Below are 22,181 nucleotides of genomic sequence, written 5' to 3'. Positions count from 1 at the left end.
TCAGGGCGCCCGACTGTGAATGGTGCCCCACTTCAGGGCAGCAGCCCCGCCCGTCGAGCCGCCACCGCCGCCTCCAGCCGCGTATGCGCCCCCAACTTCCGCATCGCCGACCGCAGATACGCCTTCACCGTCTCGGGCCGCAGCCCCAGCCGCTCCGCAGCGACCGCGTTCGTCGCACCGCCGGCCACACAGACCAGGACGTCCAGCTCACGTGGAGCGAGCCGCACACCACCGGCCGCCGGGCCCGGAATCGGAGCCGCCGCCAAGGTGTCGCAGACCGCGAGGAGTTCGGCCCGCAGCTCCGGGTCCGCGACCCGCGGGGCCAGCGCCCACAACGCCCCGTGCGCCTCACGGACCTGCTCCCAGGCCGCCCCCGCCCGGGGTTCCCGCGCCGCCGCCAGCAGACCCTGCGCCTCGTCCCGTACGACCAGCGACTGCTCCACGTCCCGCGCCGCCTCCACCGCTTCGCCCAGCGTCCGGTCGCCCAGCGGCTGGGCCGTACGCAGCGCGCCGTACAACACTCCGCGCACCCGGCGGCGTACGACAACCGGCACCGCGAGGACGGACCGCAGCCCCTCCGCCGCGACCGCGGCGTCGTACTCATGGCTGATCTGCCGCGATGAGGAGTAGTCGGTCACGGCACAGGGCCGGGCCAGGGCCACGGTCTTGCCGCCGAGCCCGTTGCCCGACGTCACCGCGAGCGCGCTGAGCGCCGTTGTCCTCGTACCGTTCAGCTCGCGGATACGCATCTGCCCGAGATCCGGCTCGACCAGGCCGCCGAAGGCGACCGGCAGCCCCGTCGCGCGCCGCAGCCGTATCAGGGCGCCCCGCATCTCCACCGCTCCGGTCACATCCGCCACCATCTGCCCGTCCCTTCGGCCGCAGCGCACCCCCCGTTCGGGGGTAGTGAGATCCACGTCACGCCTACACGATGTCATTGAGCCGCCCGGCAATGTGGCCGGGTTCGAGGAGGACCACCGATGACGACGCCGACGGAGCGCTTCCGCAGCGCGCGGGACTTTCTGCTGAAGCACCGCGAGGACTATGCCACGGCATACGAGGGCTTCACCTGGCCCCGGCCGGAGTTCTTCAACTGGGCACTCGACTGGTTCGACGTCATCGCACGCGGCAACGACCGGACGGCCCTGCACATCGTCGAGGAGGACGGCGAGCGCGTCGAGCTGTCCTTCGCCGCCCTGTCCGAACGCTCCGCCCGCGCCGCCAACTGGCTACGCGACCAGGGCGTACGCCCCGAGGACCGTGTCCTCGTCATGCTCGGCAACCAGGCCGAGCTGTGGGAGACGGCCCTCGCCGCGATGAAGCTGCGCGCCGTCGTCATCCCCGCGACACCGCTGCTCGGCCCCGCGGACCTGCGCGACCGTGTCGAGCGCGGGCGCGTACGGCATGTGATCGTGCGGGCCGAGGACACCGCCAAGTTCGACGACGTACCCGGCCGCTACACCCGCATCACGGTCGGCGGCGAGCGGGACGGCTGGCGGTCGTACGAGGACGCGTACGCCGCCCCCGCCGACTTCGAACCCGACGGCGCCACCAGCCCCGACGACCCCCTGATGCTGTATTTCACCTCGGGCACGACGGCGCGCCCCAAGCTCGTCGAGCACACCCATGTGTCGTACCCCATCGGTCACTTGGCGACCATGTACTGGATCGGCCTCAAGCCCGGCGACGTCCATCTGAACATCTCCTCGCCCGGCTGGGCCAAGCACGCCTGGTCCAACCTCTTCGCCCCCTGGAACGCCGAGGCGACCGTCTTCATCCACAACTACACGCGCTTCGACGCGGCCCGCCTGATGGCGGAGATGGACCGCGCGGGCGTGACGACCTTCTGCGCCCCGCCCACCGTGTGGCGCATGCTCATCCAGGCCGACCTGACCCAGCTGCGGACCCCGCCGCGCGAGGCCGTCGCCGCCGGGGAGCCGCTGAATCCCGAGGTCATCGAGCAGGTGCGGCGGGCGTGGGGCGTGACGATCCGGGACGGTTTCGGGCAGACCGAGACGGCCGTGCAGGTGTCCAACAGCCCCGGGCAGCCGCTGAAGACCGGTTCCATGGGGCGGCCCAGTCCGGGCTTCCGGGTCGAGCTGCTCGACCCGGTGTCGGGGGCGCCGGGCGCGGACGAGGGCGAGATCGCGCTCGACCTGTCCCAGGAGCCCGTGGGCCTGATGACCGGCTACCACGGCGACCCCGACCGTACGGCGGAGGCGATGGCGGGCGGCTACTACCGGACGGGCGACATCGGTTCGCGGGACGCGGACGGGTACGTCACGTATGTCGGGCGCAGTGACGACGTCTTCAAGGCCAGCGACTACAAGATCAGCCCCTTCGAGCTGGAGAGCGCGCTCCTGGAGCACGAGGCGGTCGCCGAGGCGGCCGTCGTCCCCGCCCCCGACGAGCTGCGGCTCGCCGTCCCGAAGGCGTACGTCGTGCTGGCGGAGGGCTGGGAGCCGGGCCCCGACATGGCGAAGGTCCTCTTCGAGCACGCGCGGACCACACTAGCCCCGTACAAGCGCATCCGCCGCCTGGAGTTCGGCGACCTCCCCAAAACCGTGTCGGGCAAGATCCGCCGGATCGAGCTGCGTGAGGCGACGGCGGCGGGGTCGGACGCCGAGTACCGCGAGGAGGACTTCCGGTGACCGAGCTGTCCTATGCGCATGGAACCAGCACGACACCCCTGCTCGGCGCCACCATCGGGTCCCGTCTCGACCGGGCGATCGCCGAGTATCCCGAGCGGGACGCGCTCGTGGATGTGCCCTCCGGACGGCGTTGGACGTACGAGGAGTTCGGCGCCGCGGTCGACGAGGTGGCGCGTGGGCTGCTCGCCAAGGGAGTCGCGAAGGGCGACCGGGTCGGCATCTGGGCGGTCAACTGTCCCGAGTGGGTGCTCATTCAGTACGCGACCGCCCGCATCGGCGCGATCATGGTGAACATCAACCCCGCTTACCGCGCCCATGAGCTGGAGTACGTGCTGAAGCAGGCCGGGATCTCGCTCCTGGTCGCCTCACTCGCGCACAAGGGCAGTGACTACCGGGCGCTGGTCGACCAAGTGCGCGGAAAGTGCCCGCAGTTGCGCGAGACGGTGTACATCGGCGACGAGAGCTGGGACGCGCTGGTGGCGGGCGCGGCATCGGTCCCGTACGAGCGACTGGCCGCACTCGAAGCCGAGTTGAGCTGTGACGACCCGGTCAACATCCAGTACACCTCGGGCACCACCGGCTTCCCGAAAGGAGCCACGCTCTCCCACCACAACATCCTCAACAACGGCTACTGGGTGGGCCGGACCGTCGGTTACACCGAGCAGGACCGGGTGTGTGTGCCCGTCCCGCTGTACCACTGTTTCGGGATGGTGATGGGCGTGCTGGCCGCCATGGCCTACGGCGCGTGCGTCGTCCTCCCAGCACCGTCCTTCGATCCTGGCGCAACGCTGAAGGCTGTCGAGCGCGAGCGCTGTACGTCGCTGTACGGCGTCCCGACGATGTTCATCGCCGAGCTGAACCTCCCGGACTTCGCGACGTACGACCTCTCCTCCCTGCGTACCGGGATCATGGCCGGCTCTCCCTGCCCCGTGGAGGTCATGAAACGGGTCGTGTCCGAGATGCACATGGCCGAGGTCTCCATCTGCTACGGCATGACCGAGACCTCGCCCGTCTCGCTCCAGACCCGCCGCGACGACGATCTGGAACACCGCACCGGCACGGTCGGCCGCGTGCTGCCGCACATCGAGGTCAAGGTCGTCGACCCGGCGAGCGGGGTGACTCTGCCGCGCGGCTCCGCCGGTGAACTGCGCACCCGCGGCTACAGCGTGATGCTCGGTTACTGGAACGAGCCCGAGAAGACAGCCGAAGCCGTCGATTCCGGGCGCTGGATGCGTACCGGGGATCTGGCCGTGATGCTCGACGACGGATACGTACAGATCGTCGGCCGGATCAAGGACATGATCATCCGGGGCGGCGAGAACATCTACCCGCGCGAGATCGAGGAGTTCCTGTACGCGCACCCGAAGATCGCGGACGTACAGGTCGTCGGCGTACCCGATGAGCGCTACGGCGAGGAGGTGCTCGCCTGCGTCATCCCACGCGACCCCGGCGACCCGCTGACCCTGGAGGAGCTACGGGCCTTCTGCGCGGGGCAGTTGGCGCACTACAAGGTGCCCAGCAGGCTGCGGATCCTGGAGTCCTTTCCGATGACGGTTTCGGGGAAGGTGCGGAAGGTGGAGCTGAGGGAGCGGTTCGCGGACTAGACAGCCACAGCGCCCCGGGCCTCCTGCGAGAGGTGCCCGGGGCGTGCGTGTGCCGCGGCGGTCCTCGTAGTCCGAGTTATCCGAACATGCCGGGCTGGTAGTCGCCTGCGGGTGTCTGGAGCATGACGTTCCCGCGGTTGAAGGCGTTGATGATGGCGATGACGCACACCAGGTCGGCGAGCTGGTCCTCGTCGTAGTACTTGGCGGCGTTCGCCCAGGCCTCGTCCGTGACACCACCGGCCGCGTCCGCGATGCGGGTGCCCTGCTCCGCCAGCTCCAGGGCCGCGCGCTCGGCCTCGGTGAACACGGTGGCCTCCCGCCAGGCCGCGACCAGGTTGAGGCGCGTCCAGGTTTCCCCGGCGTGTATGGCGTCCTTGCTGTGCATGTCGGTGCAGAAGCCGCAGCCGTTGATCTGACTGGCGCGAAGCTTCACCAGCTCCTGCGTCGAGAGCGGCAGTGTCGAGTTCGCGAGCGCCTTGCTTGCCGCGACGATGTGCTTGAAGGCCTTGGCTGCGCCCGGGCGGGCCATGAGGTCCAAGCGAGCTTCCACGATGAGCTCCTCCGTCGTTGTTGATGGCTTCACCTCTACGACGGGACGGCTCGACGATATGTGACAGCCGAGAATGTGACCTGCGTCTCCAGTCGTCTCTAGTCGGAGTTTCTGCGCATACACACCCGGGGCCACCGGTCGAGGCCGTGCTCGGCTTCGATGGCGCGGATCTTCCGTAGGCCAGGGGTGAGTTCGGGGCCGGCCAGGACGCGGAAGCCGAGGCGTTCGTAGTACGGAGCGTTCCAGGGGACCTCCGTGAAGGTGGTCAGGGTGAGCGCGGCCAGATCCTCGTCACGCGCGCGCTCGGCGGCGTACGCGATCAAGGCCCGGCCCACGCCCCGGCGGCCCGCGTCCGGGTGGACGGTGACCTGCTCGATGTGAAACGCCCCGTCCACCGGCTCACCGATCAGATACGCAACGACGCGCCCAGTGACGTCGTCCTCGGCTACCCAGGCATGCCCCGCCTGCAGGAAGCGCTCCAGTTCGTCGAGTGCGGGCGGCTCGTCATCGGCGATCTCCGGCATACCGAAGGGGCGGAAGAGTTCGCCGGCGGCGCGCTCGATGTCCTGGAGGAGCGGGAGGTCGGCGGGGGTGGCGGGTCTGATGGCCATGGGCCAAGTATGCGAACTTTGCAGCTGAGTCCCGCATGAATAAATCAGCTCGTCTGGGGGCACCTCTGGGGGCTCCCCCAGCGGTAGCTGGGGGAGCTTGAGAACGAGGCCGTTCAGGCCGATCGGGGGCCTGGGGGGCGGAGCCCCCAGCGGGGCCCAGGGGCAGAGCCCCTGGTCACGCACCCGCGGCGACCAGCTCGTCCGCCAAGCTGTTGACCGGCTGGGGCGTCCCCGTGAGGTCCAGCACGAAGAGGGGGACGCCGAGGGAGTCGGCGACAGAGCGGGCGTCCTCCGCGTACCCGGCCAGGGAGAAGTAGACGCAGCCCGTCGACTCCGTCATCGCCGTCAGCCACAGACACTCCACGTCACGCAGCGAGGCCGGCCGCAGCGTCGGGTCGACCTGTGCGAGAACGCCACGCGCGGCCAGCCCGATCCCGGAGGGCGGACGCTGGTTGGCCCGCCGGATGTCCTGGTAGCCGAGCCAGCGGAGATACAGGGCGGCGGCGGTCACGGCGTCCCGGGCCGTACGTATCGTCACCGGCTTGAAGGGGGGCCGGGGCGTGGGAGCCGCACGGGGGAGTGGGATGCGGGGGCGACGGGAGTCGGGGCGAGGGGTCGCCGGGAGGTCGCTGCCTTGGTCGGCGTCCGCGTCGGAGCCGCTACCGGAGGCCGTGGGTTCCGGCTCGCCGCCCGTACCCGTACCGACGCCGGAGTCGCTCTCCCCCTCCGCGTCTGCCTCCTCCGTCAACGCGTCCCCCGGCCCCGACCGCTCCTGAGCCAACGGCACCCGCAGCACCGTCCCGCAGGGGCACCCCAGTTCGGGCCGCGGCCACTGGTCCCGCCGTCCGCAGGCCGTGCACCGGACCGTGATCCAGTCGTCGTCCCAGGTGTGATGCGTAAGGAATTCCGGGACCGCGTCCCGGTCGATCTCGGGCGTGACAGGCGCACCGCACACACAGGGGTACGACGGCGCCGCATAGACATGCTCGCGCCGACAGGCCGGACACCGTACCGGCACGCTCTCGGCCATGACCACTCCAGAAACGTCACATCCACAAACGCCCCACGGGCAGATCCCCATCGTCCTCCAACCGGCCGACCCACGGCAGGCAGTTGGGACAACGAGCACCCGGTGCCCCACACCCGCTTGCGCTCCGTCACGGGGCGGCGCGCATCGGGTGCACGGTCCGGGCAGGTGGGGCCGGGCACCACGAACGACGCCACCAACTCCGGGCAGGCGGAGTGGTTCCTGCCGAATGGGCGCCGTGCCTTGACGGCCCTTGGGGCCCCACTTACATTGCTTCCAGATAGTAGAAAATATTTTCCACGATACGGAATTCAGGCGAATTCCGGTGGAATCGTAAAGCTCTCCTCGGGGCGCGACGGGAGCCGGAAACCGACGGCCGAAGCAGGAGTACGCAATGGCTCGAATGACGGCTGCCCGCGCGGCAGTTGAGATCCTCAAACAGGAAGGCGTCACCGACGCGTTCGGTGTGCCGGGCGCGGCGATCAACCCCTTCTACGCCGCCCTCAAGGCCTCCGGCGGGATCGACCACACCCTCGCGCGCCATGTCGAGGGCGCCTCGCACATGGCCGAGGGGTACACCCGTACCCGTCCCGGCAATATCGGCGTCTGCATCGGTACCTCCGGCCCCGCAGGCACCGACATGATCACCGGCCTGTACTCCGCGACCGGTGACTCCATCCCGATCCTGTGCATCACCGGTCAGGCGCCAACTGCCGTGATCCACAAGGAGGACTTCCAGGCCGTCGACATCGCCTCGATCGCCAAGCCGGTCACCAAGATGGCGGTCACCGTGCTGGAGGCGGCCCAGGTCCCCGGAGTCTTCCAGCAGGCCTTCCACCTGATGCGCTCCGGTCGCCCCGGGCCCGTACTCATCGACCTGCCCGTCGACGTCCAGCTCACCGAGATCGAGTTCGACCCCGAGACGTACGAGCCGCTGCCGGTCTACAAGCCGTCCGCGAGCCGCCCGCAGATCGAGAAGGCGCTTCGGATGCTGAACGCGTCCGAGCGCCCGCTGATCGTCGCCGGTGGCGGCGTCATCAACGCCGACGCCTCCGAAGCCCTCCTGGAATTCGCCGAGTTGACGGGTACTCCGGTCGTCCCCACGCTCATGGGCTGGGGTGTCCTCCCCGACGACCATGAGCTGAATGCCGGCATGGTCGGCCTCCAGACCTCGCACCGCTACGGCAACGCGACCTTCCTGGAATCCGACTTCGTCCTCGGCATCGGCAATCGCTGGGCCAACCGGCACACCGGCAAGCTGGACGTCTACACGGCCGGCCGGACGTTCGTGCACGTCGACATCGAGCCGACGCAGCTCGGGAGGATCTTCGCGCCTGACTTCGGGATCGCCTCCGATGCGAAGGCGGCGCTTGAGCTCTTTGTCGAGGCGGCACGGGAGTTGAAGGCGGCGGGTGCCCTGCCGGACCGGTCCGCGTGGGCCCGGGCGGCGCAGGAGAAGAAGGCCCGGCTCCAGCGGCGTACGCACTTCGACGACATCCCGATCAAGCCGCAGCGCGTGTACGAGGAGATGAACAAGGTCTTCGGACCCGAGACCCGGTACGTGTCCACGATCGGCCTCTCACAGATCGCCGGCGCCCAGATGCTGCACGTCTACCGGCCGCGCCACTGGATCAACTGCGGCCAGGCGGGCCCGCTGGGCTGGACCGTCCCGGCCGCCCTGGGCGTGGCGAGGGCCGACCCGGAGGCGTCCGTGGTGGCCCTCTCCGGCGACTACGACTTCCAGTTCATGATCGAGGAGTTGGCCGTCGGCGCGCAGCACCGGATCCCGTATGTGCACGTCCTGGTGAACAACGCTTACCTCGGCCTGATCCGCCAGGCGCAGCGCGCGTTCGACATCGACTTCCAGGTCAACCTCGAGTTCGAGAACCTCAACTCCCCGGAGTTGGGCGTCTACGGCGTCGACCACATCAAGGTCGCCGAGGGCCTGGGCTGTAAGGCGCTCCGCGTCACGGACCCCGGTGAACTCGGCGCCGCCTTCGAACACGCGCTGAAGCTCGCCGCTGAACACCGGGTGCCGGTCGTGGTCGAGGCGATCCTGGAACGCGTCACCAACATCGCGATGTCCACGACGAACGACATCAGTGCGGTGCTGGAGTTCGAGGAGGTCGCCAACGAGGCATGGCATGCGCCTACGTCGATCCGGACACTGAAGACCTGAGTTCCTGTATGGCCTGCATGACCTGTATGGCCTGCATGACCTGTATGAGGCCCGCCGCCCCCGTGCCGGCGGGCCTCATGTGCTGAGGATGTGCCCACAGACAGGGTGAGTTGAAGCCCCTGGGCACGGGTTCAGAGGTTCTCTTGAGGCTTCCGTAGGCGGCGTACGCACGCTGGCGTACGAGCGGGACACAGTGAGCGCCGGGCACGGAACCGTCCGTGTCCGGCGCTCACTGTGGGTCCGGGTGGCGCCGGCGCCCGGGCGCGACAGGACAGATGTCAAGCGGCGGGGCCACCCGGAGTCATCGGGGTGTCATATCTGCGCGCCGGAGAGGCGCTCGACCGCGCGCAGCAGCGCGGAATGGTCCAGGCCGCCGTCGCCCTGCGTACGCAGTGAGGCGACGAGTTGGGCGACCACCGCGCCTACGGGCAGGGCCGCGCCGACGTTGCGGGCGGCGTCCGTGACGATGCCCATGTCCTTGTGGTGCAGGTCGATACGGAAGCCGGGCTTGAAGTCGCGGTTCAGGAAGTTGTCCTTCTTGCGCGTCAGCACGGTGGAGCCCGCGAGGCCGCCGTTCAGGACGTCGAGGGCCGCCTTCAGGTCGACGCCGGACTTCTCCAGGAACACGACGGCTTCGGCGCAGGCCTGGATGTTCACGGCGACGATCAGCTGGTTCGCGGCCTTCACGGTCTGGCCTGAGCCGTGCGGCCCGCACAGCACGATGGTCCTGCCCAGCGCCTCGAAGAGAGGCTTCGCCTCGTCGAAGTCGGCCTGCTCACCGCCGACCATGATGGACAGCACAGCCTCCACGGCGCCCGACTCGCCACCGGAGACCGGGGCGTCGAGCACACGGATGCCCCTTGCCGCCGCGGCCTTCGCCAGTTCGACGGAGGTCTGCGGGGTGATGGAGGACATGTCGATCAGCAGGGCGCCGGACCGCGCGTTCTCCAGGATGCCGTCAGGGCCGTACGCGATGGCCTCGACCTGCGGCGACGCGGGCACCATCGTGATCACGACGTCCGCGTCCCGCACGGCTTCCGCGATGGATCCGGCCGTGGTGCCTCCGGCGGCAGCCAGGCGATCGAGCTTCTCCTGCTCCAGGGTGTAGCCGGTGACGTCGTAACCCGCCTTGATCAGGTTCTCGGACATGGGGGAGCCCATGATGCCCAGGCCTATCCAGGCGACCTTGGGAAGTTTGCTGGTCATAAGGGTGCCTCTCCAACTGCTGTGCTGCGTCTGTGGGGTTGCCGTTCAGCGCGCTGCCCGCGCCTCACGCGGCAGCCAGTCGAAGGCCTCGGCGCTCGGCCGGTCGCCCGGCTTGTACTCCAGGCCGACCCAGCCCTCGTAACCTGCCTTGCCCAGCTGCTCCAGCAGTTCCTCCAGCGGGAGCGTCCCCGTGCCGGGGGCCCCGCGGCCGGGGTTGTCGGCGATCTGGACGTGGCCGGTCTTCGTGGCGTACCGCTCGATCAGCGACGGCAGGTCCTCGCCGTTCATGGACAGGTGGTAGAGGTCCATGAGGAAGCGCGCGTTGCCCAGCCCTGTCGCCTCATTCACCTTGTCGACGATCCCGATCGCGGCCGGGGCCGACACCAGCGGATACAGCGGCGACTCGGGCCGGTTCAACGCCTCGATCAGCAGGATCGCGCCGATGCGGTCGGCGGCGCGGGCCGCGAGCTGAAGGTTCTCCAGCGCGAGCGCGTCCTGCTCGGCCGGGTCCACGCCCTCGACGCGGTTGCCGTACAGGGCGTTGAGCGCCTCGCAGCCGAGGGACTGGGCGAAGTCGGCCGCCACATCGACGTTCGCGCGGAACTTCTGCGACTCCTCGCCCGGAATCGACAGCGCGCCCCGGTCGGGGCCCGGCAGTTGCCCGGAGTAGAGGTTCAGCCCCGTCAACTGGACGCCCGCGTCCGCGATCGCCTTCTTCAGGGCGTCGAGTTCGGACCGCTCGGGGGTGGGGGAGTCGACCCAGGGCCACCACAGCTCGACCGCGGTGAAGCCCGCCGCGGCGGCTGCCGCGGGGCGCTCCAGGAGCGGGAGTTCCGTGAAGAGAATCGACAGGTTGACGTTGAAGCGCTGCGCTGCGGCTGTGCCCCATTCAGAACCTGGCATCGGGTCGGCGCCCCCTTCCGTATTCCGTAATACGGAAATTTATTTCTGTCTAATGGAAGGCTGCCTGGGGTCGGGGAGCCCTGTCAAGAGCGGTCCCAGAAAAACGCCCCCCGCGCGGGATGCACGGAGGGCACGGCCGGGGAGGGCGGTTCAGAGCGCGTCGACGGCGCTCACCTTCCAGCCCTCGGAGGTGCGGTCGAGCGTCATGAGCACCCGGTTCAGATCCACGCGCGGTCCCGAGACCTGGGTGCTCCTCGTCACCTGGTTGACGAAGAGCAGCACGACCGCCTTGTCCGGCGAGGCCGATACGACCGAGGCCGCGGGAGTGCCGCCGGCTGTGGGTTCCGCGACGGTTGCCTTCACCACCCCCTCGTACTTCCTGGCCGTCGGCCCGACCACCGTCTTCGTGGTCTTCCGGTACTTGTCGCGGAAGTCTCCGGTGAGACGGGCGCCCGCCGCGGCGAAATCACGGTCCAGGCGCCGGTAGTCGTACGACAGCACGACGGGCGCAGCCTTCCGAGCGGCCGTGAGCGCCTGCCCCCGTGCCTGCTCGGCCCGCCGCCCCTCCCGGTACTGCCATCCGAGCACGGCGACCGCGACCAGGCCCGCCACGAGCAGGACGGACAGGATCGCGGTGAGCAGCCTCCCGTGGAGTCGCCGCGCACCGGTACCGGAGCCGGTCTCGCCCTCGCCCTTGGTCTCGCTTTCGCCAGCGCTATCGCCATCGCCCTCAGGCGGATCCTCCTTGAAGGACTCCGGTGACGGCTCTGGCGGGTCGTCCCAGCCGTCCGGAACGTCGATGACCAGGGTCGGCCCGGACTCCTGTTCCTCCGGCCGCCGCGGTGTCTTGCTGGCGGCCGCTTCCACCGGGGCCGGGCCCCCGGGATCGCCGGTGACGCGCTTCGCGCCCTTGGCCGCTGTGCGCTTGGCCGCCGCGCGGGCGGCCGCCGTCAGGGTGCGGCGGGCGGGTGAGCCGGCGCCGCGCGCACGGGAGGTCAGGTTCGCCACGGTCTTACTCCTTACTGGTCGTACGGCACTGGACTGGGCGTACGGCATTGGTTGTACGGCGGGGCGGAGCCCGGTCAGCCGACGAACTCCACGTCGGACGTCAGCCAGCGGCCGTCCTTCAGAACGAGGTCGAGTTGCAGCCGGTACGTGCGCGCCTCTCCGTCGGGCACGGCCGTGTTGGTCACCTTGCTGTCGGCGACCACCAGGACACGAGCCGAGCGCTCGTCGGACCGGACGATGCCCGCATCGAGGACCCGGCCCTCGGACACCGACTTGTTCCGGGCGACCAGCGCGGTCAACTCCTCGGTCTGCGCGGCGAACTGCTCCTTGAAGTCGCCGGTGGCGCCCTTCAGCACGTTCCCGCTGTCCCGGTCGTAGTGCCGGTAGTCGAGCGAGGTGAAGTTCAGCGCCGACTGACGGGCCGCCGCGAGGACGTCCTGGCGTCGCTGCTCCGCCTCATGTCGCTCGAGCAACTGAACGCACAGCCATATGGTGAGCGCAGTGGTCAGGGCTGTCGCCACGGCGAGTCCCGCCGACAGGACCCTGTGCCGCCGGGGGGACGGCAGAAGTGCCCCACGACGCCCGGCGAACGCCAGGGCGGCGCTCAGCGTCTGCAGCTTCCCTGTCATGCCATCGGTCCCACGAGCAGCCATTGCCACGATTCCTTTCCGAACACGGTCTGCTGTCCGCCCGTCGAGCCGATCTCGACGGGCGTTCCGTCCGGGCCGGTCGCGGTGCCGGTCTCCGGGTCGTACGGCGCGACGTACGCCGCCCGGCCGGCACCGCCGGAACCGGAACCGGCCGACGCACCGGGCGCGTTCTGTGCGCCACGCACCGAGGTGTCCCCGCCGCGCGGAGCCGTGCAGCGCGCGTCGGTGTTCGCCGGGCGTGTGCTCGTGTCCGCGGGATCGCGCCGCCGCGTCCCGTATCCCTGGGTGCACGGCGGCGGATCGTCGGCGTTGAGGACAAGCCCGAAGTGGGTGGTGCCGTCGCCCGGGATGACGGTGTAACTGCCGGCGACCACCACCGGGAAGGTGACCAGGGCCTGCTCCACGCCGGGCAATCGCGCCACCGTGACCTGGCCCCCGCTGATCAGATTGGCCAGCAGGACCCGAAGGTCCGGACTGGTGGACCTGAGCAGCGAGTTGACCTCCTGCGCGGCCGGTGCCGCGTTCCCGATCAGCCTGCGCAGGTCCCCGTCGCTCGACTTCAGCTCCGCGGTGAGTGCCGCCAGATCGCGGGAGAACGACTTGATGGACGAGCCCTGGTCGGCCTGCGTCTTGAGGACCTTCCGTGAGTCCTCGATCAGCGAGACCGTCTGCGGGAGCGAGGCGGACGCCGACTCCACGAGCGCGTTGCCCGAGTCCACGAGCCGGCTCAGCCGCGGCCCGGTGCCGGCGAAGGCCTTGCCCAACTCGTCCACGGTGACCCGCAGATCGTCCTTGCCGACCGAGGTGACCAGCCGGTCCAGACTGAGCACCATGTCCGTGGTGGGCAGCGGAACCCGCGTGCGGTCGCGTGGGATCGAGCTGCCGTCGAGCAGATACGGGCCGCCGGAGTCGCGCGGCTGCAGATCGACGTACTGCTCACCCACCGCCGAACGGTTCGCCACCACGGCCAGGGTGTCCGCCGGGATGCGCGGCCCGTCGCCCTCGATGTCGAGAGACACCGAGACGCCCTCGGAGCCGGCGAGCCGCAGCGCGCCGACCCGGCCCACCGGCACCCCGCGGTACGTGACCTCGGCACCGGGGAAGATGCCCCCGGAATCGGCGAAGTCGGCGCGCACGGTGTAACCGCGGTCGAGGATTTCGTCCACCAGGCCCGTGTACTCGGCGCCGACGTACGACACCCCGACGGCGGTGACGGTGGCGAAGGCGAGCAGCTGAGCCTTGACCGTACGTGTGATCACGGCTGTATCCCCTTCAGCATGAGCTCCGCGAGCGCGAGGTCGATCCCGGGAGGCAGGCCGCCTGCGTTGTCGACGGCGGCGTAACTGCTGGTGCACACCGGTGGGCACAGCGGGCCGCCGCCCGAGGGCGCCGAAGGCTCGTCAGGCGTGTCCGGCAGCTTCGGCGTGCTCGGCAGCGCCGTGGGTGTCGGCAGGTCCGGCACGTCCGGTACGTCCGGGACTTCGGGCAGGTCCGGGACCTCGGGTGCGTCGTCCTCGCCGTTGTCCTTCCCTCCCCCCTCTCCCGGCTCGTCGGTGAGGTTGCCGTAGATGCCCGACAGATCGAGGTCGGCGGTGATCTTGAGGTTGACGTAGTCGCCCTTCACGGCGTCCGCCGCGTTGCGCGGAAACGGGTAAGTGGTCAGCAGCTCAAGTGAGTTGGGCAGATCGTCGCCCGCCTTGTTGAGCTGTTGCAGGATCGGCCTCAGCTGCTTCAGGTTCGCGACCGTGTCGTCCCGCGAGGCGTTGACCACTTTGGTGCCGGTCTTGCCGAGCTTCGACAGCGCGGTGAGCATCTTCGTCAGATCACGTCGCTGGTCGGCGAGAACCTTCAGCGCGGGCGGCATCGTGTCGACGGCCCGGGCGATGGTCTTCTTCTCCGTCCCGAGCCGTTTCGCCAGCCGGTCGATGCCCTTGAGCGCGCGCACGATGTCCTTGCGCTGCTCGTCCAGGCCGCCGAGGAACGTGTTCAGCTCCTTGAGCAGGGACTTGACCCGGTTCTCCCGGCCTGCCAGAGCCTTGTTGAGCTCCACGGTGATCGTCTTGAGCTGGGCCACTCCGCCGCCGTTGAGGAGCGCGGACAGGGCGGACAGCACCTCTTCGATCTCCGGGTTCCGGCCGCTGCGGGACAGCGGGATCCGGTCGCCGTCACCGAGCCGGCCCACGGGGTCGGTGTCCGGCGGGGCGGACAGCGCCACGTACTTCTCGCCGAGCATGCTGGTCTGCCGCAGCTCGGCGACCGCGTTGCCGGGCAGCTTCACCGAGTCGGCGACGCGCAGCCGTACCCGTGCGTGCCAGCCGGCCAGTTCGACCTTCTCGACGGCGCCCACGGTGACGTTGTTGACCTTGACCGCCGACTGCGGCACCAGGTCGAGTACGTCCCTGAACTCGACCGTGACGTGGTAGGCGTGGCCGTCCGCGGCGGCACCGCCGGGCAGCTGGACGTCGTACCAGCCGTTGAACTCGCAGCCGGACAGCAGCACCGAACCGACCGCCGCCCAGGCGACCGCCCCTGCCTTGCGCAGCATGCTCATGCGTTCGCCCCCAGAATCCCGCCGAGGGTCCGGTCGACCGTGCCCGTGCTCGGCACCGCCGGGGCCCGCGGCACCTCGGGCAGCGACTTGAAGAGCTTCTCCAGATCCCGGCAGTCCGGGTTCTTGGCGCCCTCGTCCCCGGTCGTCTTCAGCAATGAGCACAGCACCGCGGCCGGGTCTTGCGGATGGTCCGGGTTGTTGCGGGTGTCGAGGGTGCCGGCGGACGCGTTATAGGCGTTCTGCAGATTGGACAGACCGGTCGGCGAGACCTCCAACAGCTCCTCCAGTGCGGCCCGTTGGGTGACCAGGACCTTGGTGACCTTGCTGAGGCCCTTCACGTTCGAGGTGAGCGACTTCTTGTTCTTCTTCACGAACTCGGAGATGTCCCCGAGCGCCGTCCCCAGATGCTTCAGCGCCGCCGCGAGGTCCTTGCGCTCCCCGGCGAGCTGCTTGGCGACCTTGGCGAGGCTGGTGTTGAACGACCGCACGCTCGTGTCGTCGGCCGCCAGCGCGGCCGTGAACACCTGCAAGTTGCGTACGGTCCCGAACAGGTCCCCCCGTCCGTCGGACAGGGTCGTGACCGCCTGCGAAAGGTCCTCGACCGTTTGGTTCAGGTTCTCGCCCTGCCCGTCGAGGTTGTCCGCGCTCACTCCGAGCAGCCGTGACAGCGAGCCGTCCTTGTTCGCGCCCTTCGGGCCGAGCGCCTCCGACGTGGTGTGGAGACTGTCGAAGATCCGGTCCAGTTCGACCGGTACGGCCGTACGCGCCTCGGGGATCACGTCGCCGTCCCGCAGCACCGGTCCTTTCCGGTACACCGGCAGCAGCTGTACGTAACGGTCGCTGACCACCGAGGAGTTGATGATCGCTGCCTTGGCCTCGGCCGGCACCTTGCGCCCCTCCTCGTACTCCAGCTCCACCCGCACCCGCTCGCCCTCCGGCGTGATCTTCTTGACCTCGCCGATCCGGACGCCGAGGACGCGCACGTCCGAGCCGGGGTAGATGCCGACGGTGCGCGGGAAGTAGGCGGTGACGCGCACGGGCTCCGAGCGCGGCCACAGCACGACGGCGAGGGTGGCGACGACAGCCAGGGCGGTGACCAGGGCCAGGCGGCGAGCCACAGGTGAACCTGCCCTCACCAGTGGTGACTTCATCGCGAGCCTCCCGTCCGCGGTACCACCGGAGCGGCGACCATGTTCTGGATGTAGCTGTCGAACCAGCGGCCGTTGCCGAGGGTGTTGGAGAAGACCCGCACATAGGGCGCGAGCAGCCTGACGCTCCGGTCGAGACTCGACTGGTTGCGTTCGAGCATCTTCACGAAGGTGTTGAGGCCCTTGAGGGCGGGTCCGATCTCCTTCCGGTTGTCCTCGACCAGGCCGGAGAGCTCGATACCGAGCGCTGCGGAGCTCTTGAGGAGGTTGTGGATCGCCGTGCGCCGCTTGTTGATCTCCTTGAACAGCTTGTCGCCGTCCTTGACCAGCGCGGAGAAGTCCTCGGAACGCTCGGCCAGCACCCCGGTGACCCCGTTCGCGTGGTCGAGGAGTTCGCGCAGCGCCTTGTCGCGCGAGGCCACCGTCTTCGAGATCCTCGACAGCCCCTTGATGGACGCCCGCACCTCGGCGGGCGAGTCCTGGAAGGTGGTGGAGATGGTGTCCAGCGCCTTCGCGAGCCGCTGCGTGTCGACCTCCTCGGTCGTGGTGGTCAGATCGCTGAAGGCCTGCACGACGTCGTACGCCGCCACCGTCCGCCGCAGCGGGATCTCGTTGCCGGGCTTCAGCTGTCCCGGCCCCTTCGGATGCAGCGCGAGGTACTTGGCGCCGAGGATCGTCTTGACGCGGATCGACGCACCGGTCGCCGTGCCGAAGGCCGGATCGCCCTTGACCTTGAAAGTGACCTTGACGTGGTCGCCGTCCAGGTCGACCTCCTCGACCTTGCCGACCTTGACCCCGGCGATCCGCACCTCGTCGCCCGCCTTGAGCCCACCCGCTTCCGAGAAGGCCGCGCTGTACGTCCGGCCTCCGCCGATCAGCGGGAGACTGTCGGCGTTGAACGCGGCGAAGGTCAGCAGCGCGAGGGCGGTGAGGCCGGCGGCGCCGATGACGACGGGGTTCCGGTCCCGGAAGGGGATCAGTCGAGGCAGGAGCCGTATCCGTGGCAGTCTCGGCCGCAGGAACCTCGGCAGCTTCGGTGGGTCGATGCGGACCTTCACCAGGGGTTCCGGGCGGTGCCCGCGGGTCCTGCGCGAGGAGAAGCGCTTCGTCATCCGCCACACCTCGCCCTCGCCACATGCAGCTCGGGAGTGAGCACCTGCTTCGTCTTCGGCAGGACGATCCGGCCGTCGAAATCGCAGAGGTAGAAGTTGAACCACGAGCCGTAGGACGCCGTCCCCGTCAGCTCGTTGAGCTTGTTCGGCAGCCTCTTCAGCACGCCCTCCACGGTCTTCTCGTTCTTGTTCAGCGTTCCGGTGAGATCGGTCAGCCCGGCGATGTCGTCCTTGAGCGGCGGGCGCGCGTCCTCCAGCAGTCCCGAGGTGGCCGCGGTCAGGTCGCCGATGCTCACCAGCGAGTCGCCGATGGGCTTGCGGTCGGCGGACAGTCCGGAGATCACCCGCCGCAGCTGCTTGAGCAGTCCCGAGAAGCGGGCGCCGCGCCGGTCGAGCGTCTTCAGCACCGTGTTGAGGTTGTCGATCACGGAACCGATCAGCTGGTCGCGGTCCGCGAGCGTGGTCGTGAGCGAAGCCGTGTGTGCGAGCAGGCTGTTGACGGTGCCGCCCTCGCCCTGAAGCGTCTTGATGATCTCGGTGGCGAGCTGGTTGACGTCCTTGGGGCTGAGCGCGGCGAACAGCGGCTTGAAGCCGTTCAGCAGCGCGTTGAGATCCAGGGCGGGCCGGGTCCGCGACAGCGGAATCGTGCCGCCGGGCCGCAGCCGTGTCCCGTCGCCCGCGCCCTCGGTCAGCGCGATGTACCGCTGTCCGACCAGGTTCCGGTAGCGGACGACCGCGCCGGTGCTGCGCAGCAGCGGACGGTCCTCGCTGACCGTGAAGCTCACCTCTGCCCGCGTACGGTCCTTGATCCGGATGCCCTCGACCTCGCCGACCCGCACCCCGGCCACCCGTATGTCGTCGCCCTCCTCCAGGCCCGTGACGTCGCTGAACACCGCGCGGTACGTGTGCTCGGGGGTGAAGGAGATGTTGACGATCGTGGCGGCGAGCAGGGCCGTCGCCAGGATCGTCACCACCGCGAACAGGCTGAACTTGACGAGCGGCGCGGCGGCCTGCCGAGCTCCCGTCGCCTTCGTACGTCCTGGGCTCATGCGACGCTCACCGCCGTTCCGCGGGCCATCGGGCCGAACAGCAGGGTCGCGACCGGCGGCACCTCGTCGGCGGGCACGCCCATGGCGGGCGCCACGAGGGAGCCGACCGCGCGCTGTTCGGCCTCGGTGGCGGACACATCGATGCCGCCGGGCAGACTGCTGCCCGAACTCCCCTTGGCCGTACCGTCGTTGAGCCTGGTATCGGGTCCGGGCACGCTGGGGCCCGGGAGACCCCGGCAGTTGGGCCCGGACCGCTCGCCGTAGCGCGGCTCCTCACCCGGTTCGTACGCGGGCCTCTGCCGGACGACTTCGAGGGTGATGCGCATCTTCCCGCCCCGGAACGCCTCCTCCGCGGCCTCTTCCTGCCGGACCAGGCCCTCGAGGAGGCAGGGGTACTCGGGCGAATAGCGGGCGAAGAGGTCGAGCGTCGGGCGGGAGACCCGGCCGAGGGTGATCAGCCGGTCGCCGTTGTCGTCGAGGAACTCGTCCGCGGTGCCCGCGACGCCGCTGGTCGAGGTGAGCGCGGCGGCCAGTTGGTCCCGCTTCTCGACGAGGGTGCGGCTGGTGGTGACGGTGTTGTGCAGAATCTTCATCAGGTCGGGCGCCGCGTCGCCGTACACCTCGGCGACGTCGGCGAACCGCGCGATGTCCTCCTTCAAGGACGGCATGTGCGGGTTGAGGCGGCGCAGATAGTCCTCGACGCGGACGAGGTTGTCGCCGATCCGGTCCCCGCGGCCCTCCAGCGCGGTGGAGAACGCCGAGAGCGTGGCGTTGAGCTTGCCGGGCTGCACGGTCCGCAGCAACGGCAGCAGATCGTTCAGCAGTTGCTGCAACTCGATACCGACCTTCGTACGGTCCTGGGTGATGACGTCACCGGCGCGGATGGCCCGGGCGGAGGAGCCGCGGGGTGCCACGAGGTCGACGTACTTCTCGCCGAACAGCGTCTTGGGCAGCAGCCGCGCGTGCACGTCGGCGGGGATGTGCGCGACGTGCTCCGGCTTGAGCGCGATGTCCAGCGTGGCCTTCTCGCCGTCGGCCCGCACCGCGCGCACCTCGCCCACCAGCAGCCCGCGCAGCTTGACGTCGGCGCGCGGATCGAGCTGGTTGCCGAGACTGTCGGCCTCCAGCGTGATGCGCACGACCGGGGTGAACGCCTGCTGGTAGACGGCAACGGCGAGCGACAGCAGCAGCGCGAGCACAGCGATGAACACAAGGCCGTACAACCGCAGTCTCATTACTTTCGCGACTCTCAAGACGCTCACCCCGCGATCCGTACGGTCGTGTTGGCGCCCCAGATCGCGAGGCTCAGGAAGAAGTCCAGGACGTTGATGGCGACGATCGACGTCCGCACGGCGCGGCCCACCGCGACGCCGACGCCCGCCGGTCCGCCGCTCGCGTAGTAGCCGTAGTAGCAGTGCACCAAAATGATCAGGACGGCGAAGACGATCACTTTGCCGAACGACCAGAACACGTCGACCGGCGGCAGATACTGCTGGAAGTAGTGGTCGTACGTGCCCGCCGACTGCCCGTAGTAGCCGGTGGTGATGGTGCGGGCGGCGAAGTACGAGGACAGCAGCCCGACCACGTACAGCGGGATCACGGCGACGAACCCGGCGATCATCCGGGTCGTCACCAGGAACGGCAACGACGGAACGCCCATGACCTCCAGTGCGTCGGTCTCCTCGCTGATCCGCATCGCGCCGAGCTGGGCGGTGAACCCCGCCCCCACGGTGGCGGACAACGCCAGACCGGCGACGAGCGGGGCGATCTCGCGGGTGTTGAAGTACGCCGACAGGAACGCCACGAAGTTGGAGGTGCCGAGCTGATTGAGCGCCGCGTACCCCTGGAGGCCGACCTCCGTGCCGGTGAAGAACGACAGGAAGGCGATGACGCCGACCGTGCCGCCGACCACGGCGAGCGCGCCACGGCCGAAGCTCACCTCGGCCAGCAGCCGCAGGATCTCCTTCTTGTACCGCCGCAGGGTACGGCCCGTCCATGCCAATGAGCGGCCGTAGAAGACGAGTTGGGTGCCCAGCTCTTCGAGGGAGCGGAGCGGGCGGTCGAGAGGGCGCATGAGCCGCGTAGGACGCATCGACTAGCCCCTCTGCGGAACGATTTGGAAGTACACGGCGGTCATCACGAAGTTCGTCACGAACAGCAACATGAAGGTGATCACCACCGACTGGTTCACCGCGTCACCCACGCCCTTCGGACCGCCCTTCGCGGTCAGTCCCTTGTACGAGGCGACGATCCCGGCGATCGCTCCGAAGACGAGGGCCTTGATCTCGGCCGCCCATAGATCGGAGAGCTGGGCGAGGGTGGTGAAGGAGGCGAGATACGCGCCCGGTGTGCCGTTCTGCAGGATGACGTTGAAGAAGTAGCCGCCCGCGACGCCGACGACCGACACCAGCCCGTTGAGCAGAACGGCCACCACCATCGAGGCCAGCACCCGGGGTACGACCAGCCGGTGGATCGGGTCGATGCCCAGCACCTGCATCGCGTCGATCTCCTCGCGGATCTTCCGCGCCCCGAGGTCCGCACAGATCGCCGTGCCGCCCGCACCCGCGATCAGCAGCGCAGTGACGATCGGCGAGGCCTCGCGCAGCACCGCCAGCACCGAGGCGGCCCCGGAGAAGGACTGGGCGCCCAACTGCCGCGTCAGGCTGCCGATCTGCAAGGCGATGACCGCGCCGAAGGGGATCGAGACGAGGGCCGTCGGCAGGATGGTCACGCTCGCGACGAACCAGGCCTGCTGGATGAACTCCCTTGCCTGGAAAGGGCGCCGGGGCATGGTCCGGACGACATCCAGGGCCATCGCGAACAGATTGCCGGACTGTCTGAGCGCTCCGGTCGGCGACAGGCTCATGCGTCGGCCACCTGCTTCCGGTGCGGGCCGGTGTGAAGGTCCGGGTGAAGGTCGGCCTCGCGCCGGGCGATCGCCTGCCAGCGGGGTGGGCGGGTGATGCCTGGGCCCGGCAGCAGGCGGGGAGTCATGACCTGACTGCCGGGTGTCTTGGTGCCCTCGCCCTTTTCGCCGTCGCCGTCGCCTTCGCCTTCGCGGAGCTGGGCGAGCTCCTGCTCGACCTGGGCGGCGTCCTTCTCCTCCGCCATGCCGATCGGCCCCTGCATCCGGCCGTTCAGGAACTGCCGTACGACGGGCTCGTCGCTGGTCAGCAGCTTCTCGCGGGGCCCGAACATGACGAGCTCGCGGCGGAACAACAGCCCGATGTTGTCGGGGACCTGGCGGGCCGAGGCGATGTCGTGCGTGACGATCAGGAAGGTCGCGTCGATCTGGGCGTTGAGGTCGACGATGAGCTGGTTGAGGTAGGCCACGCGGACGGGGTCGAGGCCCGAGTCGGGCTCGTCGAAGAGGATGATCTCGGGGTCGAGGACCAGGGCCCGCGCCAGCCCGGCCCGTTTGCGCATTCCGCCGGATATCTCGCCGGGCAGCTTCTCCTCGGCGCCGATCAGGCCGACCATGTCCATCTTCTCGAGGACGATCCGCCGGACCTCGCTCTCCGGCTTACGGGTGTGCTCGCGCAGCGGGAAGGCGATGTTGTCGTACAGGCTCATCGACCCGAACAGCGCGCCGTCCTGAAACAGCACGCCGAACAGCTTCCGCACCTCGTACAGATCGTGCTCACGGAGCTTGGTGATGTCCCGGCCGGCGATCCGCACCGACCCCCGCTCCGGCTTCAACAGCCCCACGAGCGTCTTGAGGAACACCGACTTGCCCGTCCCCGAGGGCCCGAGCATGACGGAGACCTCCCCGGCGGGCAGCGTCAGTGACACGTCCCGCCAGATGACCTGGTGCCCGAAGGACTTGGTCAGCCCTTCCACACAGATCTCGACACCCATCCGTTCCGCCCTTCAGCCGTGGAGCAGCTCCGACATCTGCTCTACGGGGAGGGGCAGGGCGTCCGTCGCGACGG

20 protein-coding genes are annotated in these 22,181 nt (G+C 69.3%); 3 read left to right on the top strand and 17 right to left on the bottom strand.

Annotated features, from left to right (window positions below):
- Positions 1–32 precede the first annotated feature (32 nt).
- Positions 33–863, bottom strand: coding sequence for a response regulator transcription factor (locus ACGFNK_RS40480; protein WP_393424696.1), 831 nt, complete (start codon positions 861–863; stop codon positions 33–35).
- Positions 864–980: 117 nt separating this feature from the next.
- On the opposite strand from ACGFNK_RS40480, the gene ACGFNK_RS40475 reads away from it, so the two are divergent.
- Complete coding sequence (locus tag ACGFNK_RS40475) at positions 981–2,651, top strand: AMP-binding protein (protein WP_393424693.1); 1,671 nt, start codon at positions 981–983, stop codon at positions 2,649–2,651.
- A complete protein-coding gene (locus ACGFNK_RS40470) occupies positions 2,648–4,255 on the top strand; it encodes an AMP-binding protein (protein ID WP_393424690.1) in 1,608 nt (535 codons plus the stop codon). The genes ACGFNK_RS40475 and ACGFNK_RS40470 overlap by 4 nt, the downstream gene beginning before the upstream one ends.
- Before the next feature lie 76 nt (positions 4,256–4,331).
- On the opposite strand, the gene ACGFNK_RS40465 is transcribed toward ACGFNK_RS40470, so the two are convergent.
- From ACGFNK_RS40465 to ACGFNK_RS40455, 3 genes are all read right to left on the bottom strand, one after another.
- Positions 4,332–4,805 (bottom strand): carboxymuconolactone decarboxylase family protein, encoded by a 474-nt coding sequence (locus tag ACGFNK_RS40465; RefSeq protein WP_393424687.1) that lies wholly within the window; start codon positions 4,803–4,805, stop codon positions 4,332–4,334.
- A gap of 98 nt (positions 4,806–4,903) precedes the next feature.
- Positions 4,904–5,416, bottom strand: a complete 513-nt coding sequence (locus tag ACGFNK_RS40460) for a GNAT family N-acetyltransferase (RefSeq protein ID WP_393424684.1) — start codon at positions 5,414–5,416, stop codon at positions 4,904–4,906.
- A 175-nt stretch (positions 5,417–5,591) separates the two neighbouring features.
- Complete coding sequence (locus ACGFNK_RS40455; protein ID WP_393424681.1) at positions 5,592–6,446, bottom strand: hypothetical protein; 855 nt, start codon at positions 6,444–6,446, stop codon at positions 5,592–5,594.
- A gap of 391 nt (positions 6,447–6,837) precedes the next feature.
- Between ACGFNK_RS40455 and gcl the strand changes: the two genes are divergently transcribed.
- Complete coding sequence (gene gcl / locus ACGFNK_RS40450) at positions 6,838–8,622, top strand: glyoxylate carboligase (RefSeq protein WP_393424678.1); 1,785 nt, start codon at positions 6,838–6,840, stop codon at positions 8,620–8,622.
- Between the two features lie 312 nt (positions 8,623–8,934).
- Here gcl and ACGFNK_RS40445 read toward each other — a convergent pair whose 3' ends face one another.
- From ACGFNK_RS40445 to ACGFNK_RS40385, 13 genes are all read right to left on the bottom strand, one after another.
- Positions 8,935–9,828, bottom strand: coding sequence for a 2-hydroxy-3-oxopropionate reductase (locus tag ACGFNK_RS40445; RefSeq protein WP_393424675.1), 894 nt, complete (start codon positions 9,826–9,828; stop codon positions 8,935–8,937).
- 45 nt (positions 9,829–9,873) lie between these two features.
- Complete coding sequence (locus ACGFNK_RS40440) at positions 9,874–10,731, bottom strand: TIM barrel protein (protein ID WP_393424672.1); 858 nt, start codon at positions 10,729–10,731, stop codon at positions 9,874–9,876.
- Between the two features lie 150 nt (positions 10,732–10,881).
- Positions 10,882–11,739 (bottom strand): hypothetical protein, encoded by an 858-nt coding sequence (locus tag ACGFNK_RS40435; protein ID WP_393424669.1) that lies wholly within the window; start codon positions 11,737–11,739, stop codon positions 10,882–10,884.
- Between the two features lie 74 nt (positions 11,740–11,813).
- On the bottom strand, positions 11,814–12,368 hold the full coding sequence (locus ACGFNK_RS40430; protein ID WP_393424666.1) for a hypothetical protein: 555 nt from the start codon (positions 12,366–12,368) through the stop codon (positions 11,814–11,816).
- Positions 12,365–13,648: an MCE family protein gene (locus ACGFNK_RS40425; RefSeq protein WP_393424663.1), complete on the bottom strand. Its 1,284-nt coding sequence runs from the start codon at positions 13,646–13,648 to the stop codon at positions 12,365–12,367. Before ACGFNK_RS40425 ends, ACGFNK_RS40430 begins: the two co-directional genes overlap by 4 nt.
- On the bottom strand, positions 13,645–14,940 hold the full coding sequence (locus tag ACGFNK_RS40420; protein WP_393424660.1) for an MCE family protein: 1,296 nt from the start codon (positions 14,938–14,940) through the stop codon (positions 13,645–13,647). Before ACGFNK_RS40420 ends, ACGFNK_RS40425 begins: the two co-directional genes overlap by 4 nt.
- Positions 14,937–16,091, bottom strand: a complete 1,155-nt coding sequence (locus ACGFNK_RS40415) for an MCE family protein (protein WP_393424657.1) — start codon at positions 16,089–16,091, stop codon at positions 14,937–14,939. Before ACGFNK_RS40415 ends, ACGFNK_RS40420 begins: the two co-directional genes overlap by 4 nt.
- Positions 16,088–17,068, bottom strand: coding sequence for an MCE family protein (locus ACGFNK_RS40410; protein ID WP_393424741.1), 981 nt, complete (start codon positions 17,066–17,068; stop codon positions 16,088–16,090). Before ACGFNK_RS40410 ends, ACGFNK_RS40415 begins: the two co-directional genes overlap by 4 nt.
- Positions 17,069–17,196: 128 nt before the next feature.
- Positions 17,197–18,249, bottom strand: a complete 1,053-nt coding sequence (locus ACGFNK_RS40405) for an MCE family protein (RefSeq protein ID WP_393424654.1) — start codon at positions 18,247–18,249, stop codon at positions 17,197–17,199.
- Positions 18,246–19,484 carry an MCE family protein gene (locus tag ACGFNK_RS40400; RefSeq protein WP_393424651.1) on the bottom strand — a complete coding sequence of 413 codons (1,239 nt, stop codon included), beginning with the start codon at positions 19,482–19,484 and terminating at the stop codon, positions 18,246–18,248. The genes ACGFNK_RS40405 and ACGFNK_RS40400 overlap by 4 nt, the downstream gene beginning before the upstream one ends.
- 23 nt (positions 19,485–19,507) lie before the next feature.
- Positions 19,508–20,341, bottom strand: a complete 834-nt coding sequence (locus ACGFNK_RS40395; protein ID WP_386350171.1) for an MlaE family ABC transporter permease — start codon at positions 20,339–20,341, stop codon at positions 19,508–19,510.
- Between the two features lie 3 nt (positions 20,342–20,344).
- Positions 20,345–21,115: an MlaE family ABC transporter permease gene (locus ACGFNK_RS40390; protein WP_388677498.1), complete on the bottom strand. Its 771-nt coding sequence runs from the start codon at positions 21,113–21,115 to the stop codon at positions 20,345–20,347.
- The gene (locus ACGFNK_RS40385; protein ID WP_393424647.1) at positions 21,112–22,107 is read right to left on the bottom strand and encodes an ABC transporter ATP-binding protein; all 996 of its coding nucleotides are present in this window, start codon (positions 22,105–22,107) and stop codon (positions 21,112–21,114) included. The genes ACGFNK_RS40390 and ACGFNK_RS40385 overlap by 4 nt, the downstream gene beginning before the upstream one ends.
- Positions 22,108–22,181: the final 74 nt, after the last annotated feature.

The sequence above is a fragment of the Streptomyces sp. NPDC048825 genome (assembly GCF_043198355.1).
Lineage (GTDB): Bacteria > Actinomycetota > Actinomycetes > Streptomycetales > Streptomycetaceae > Streptomyces > Streptomyces xiangluensis.
Note: the sequence above shows the minus strand (reverse complement) of the source record. Positions and strands in the feature narration are given on the sequence as shown.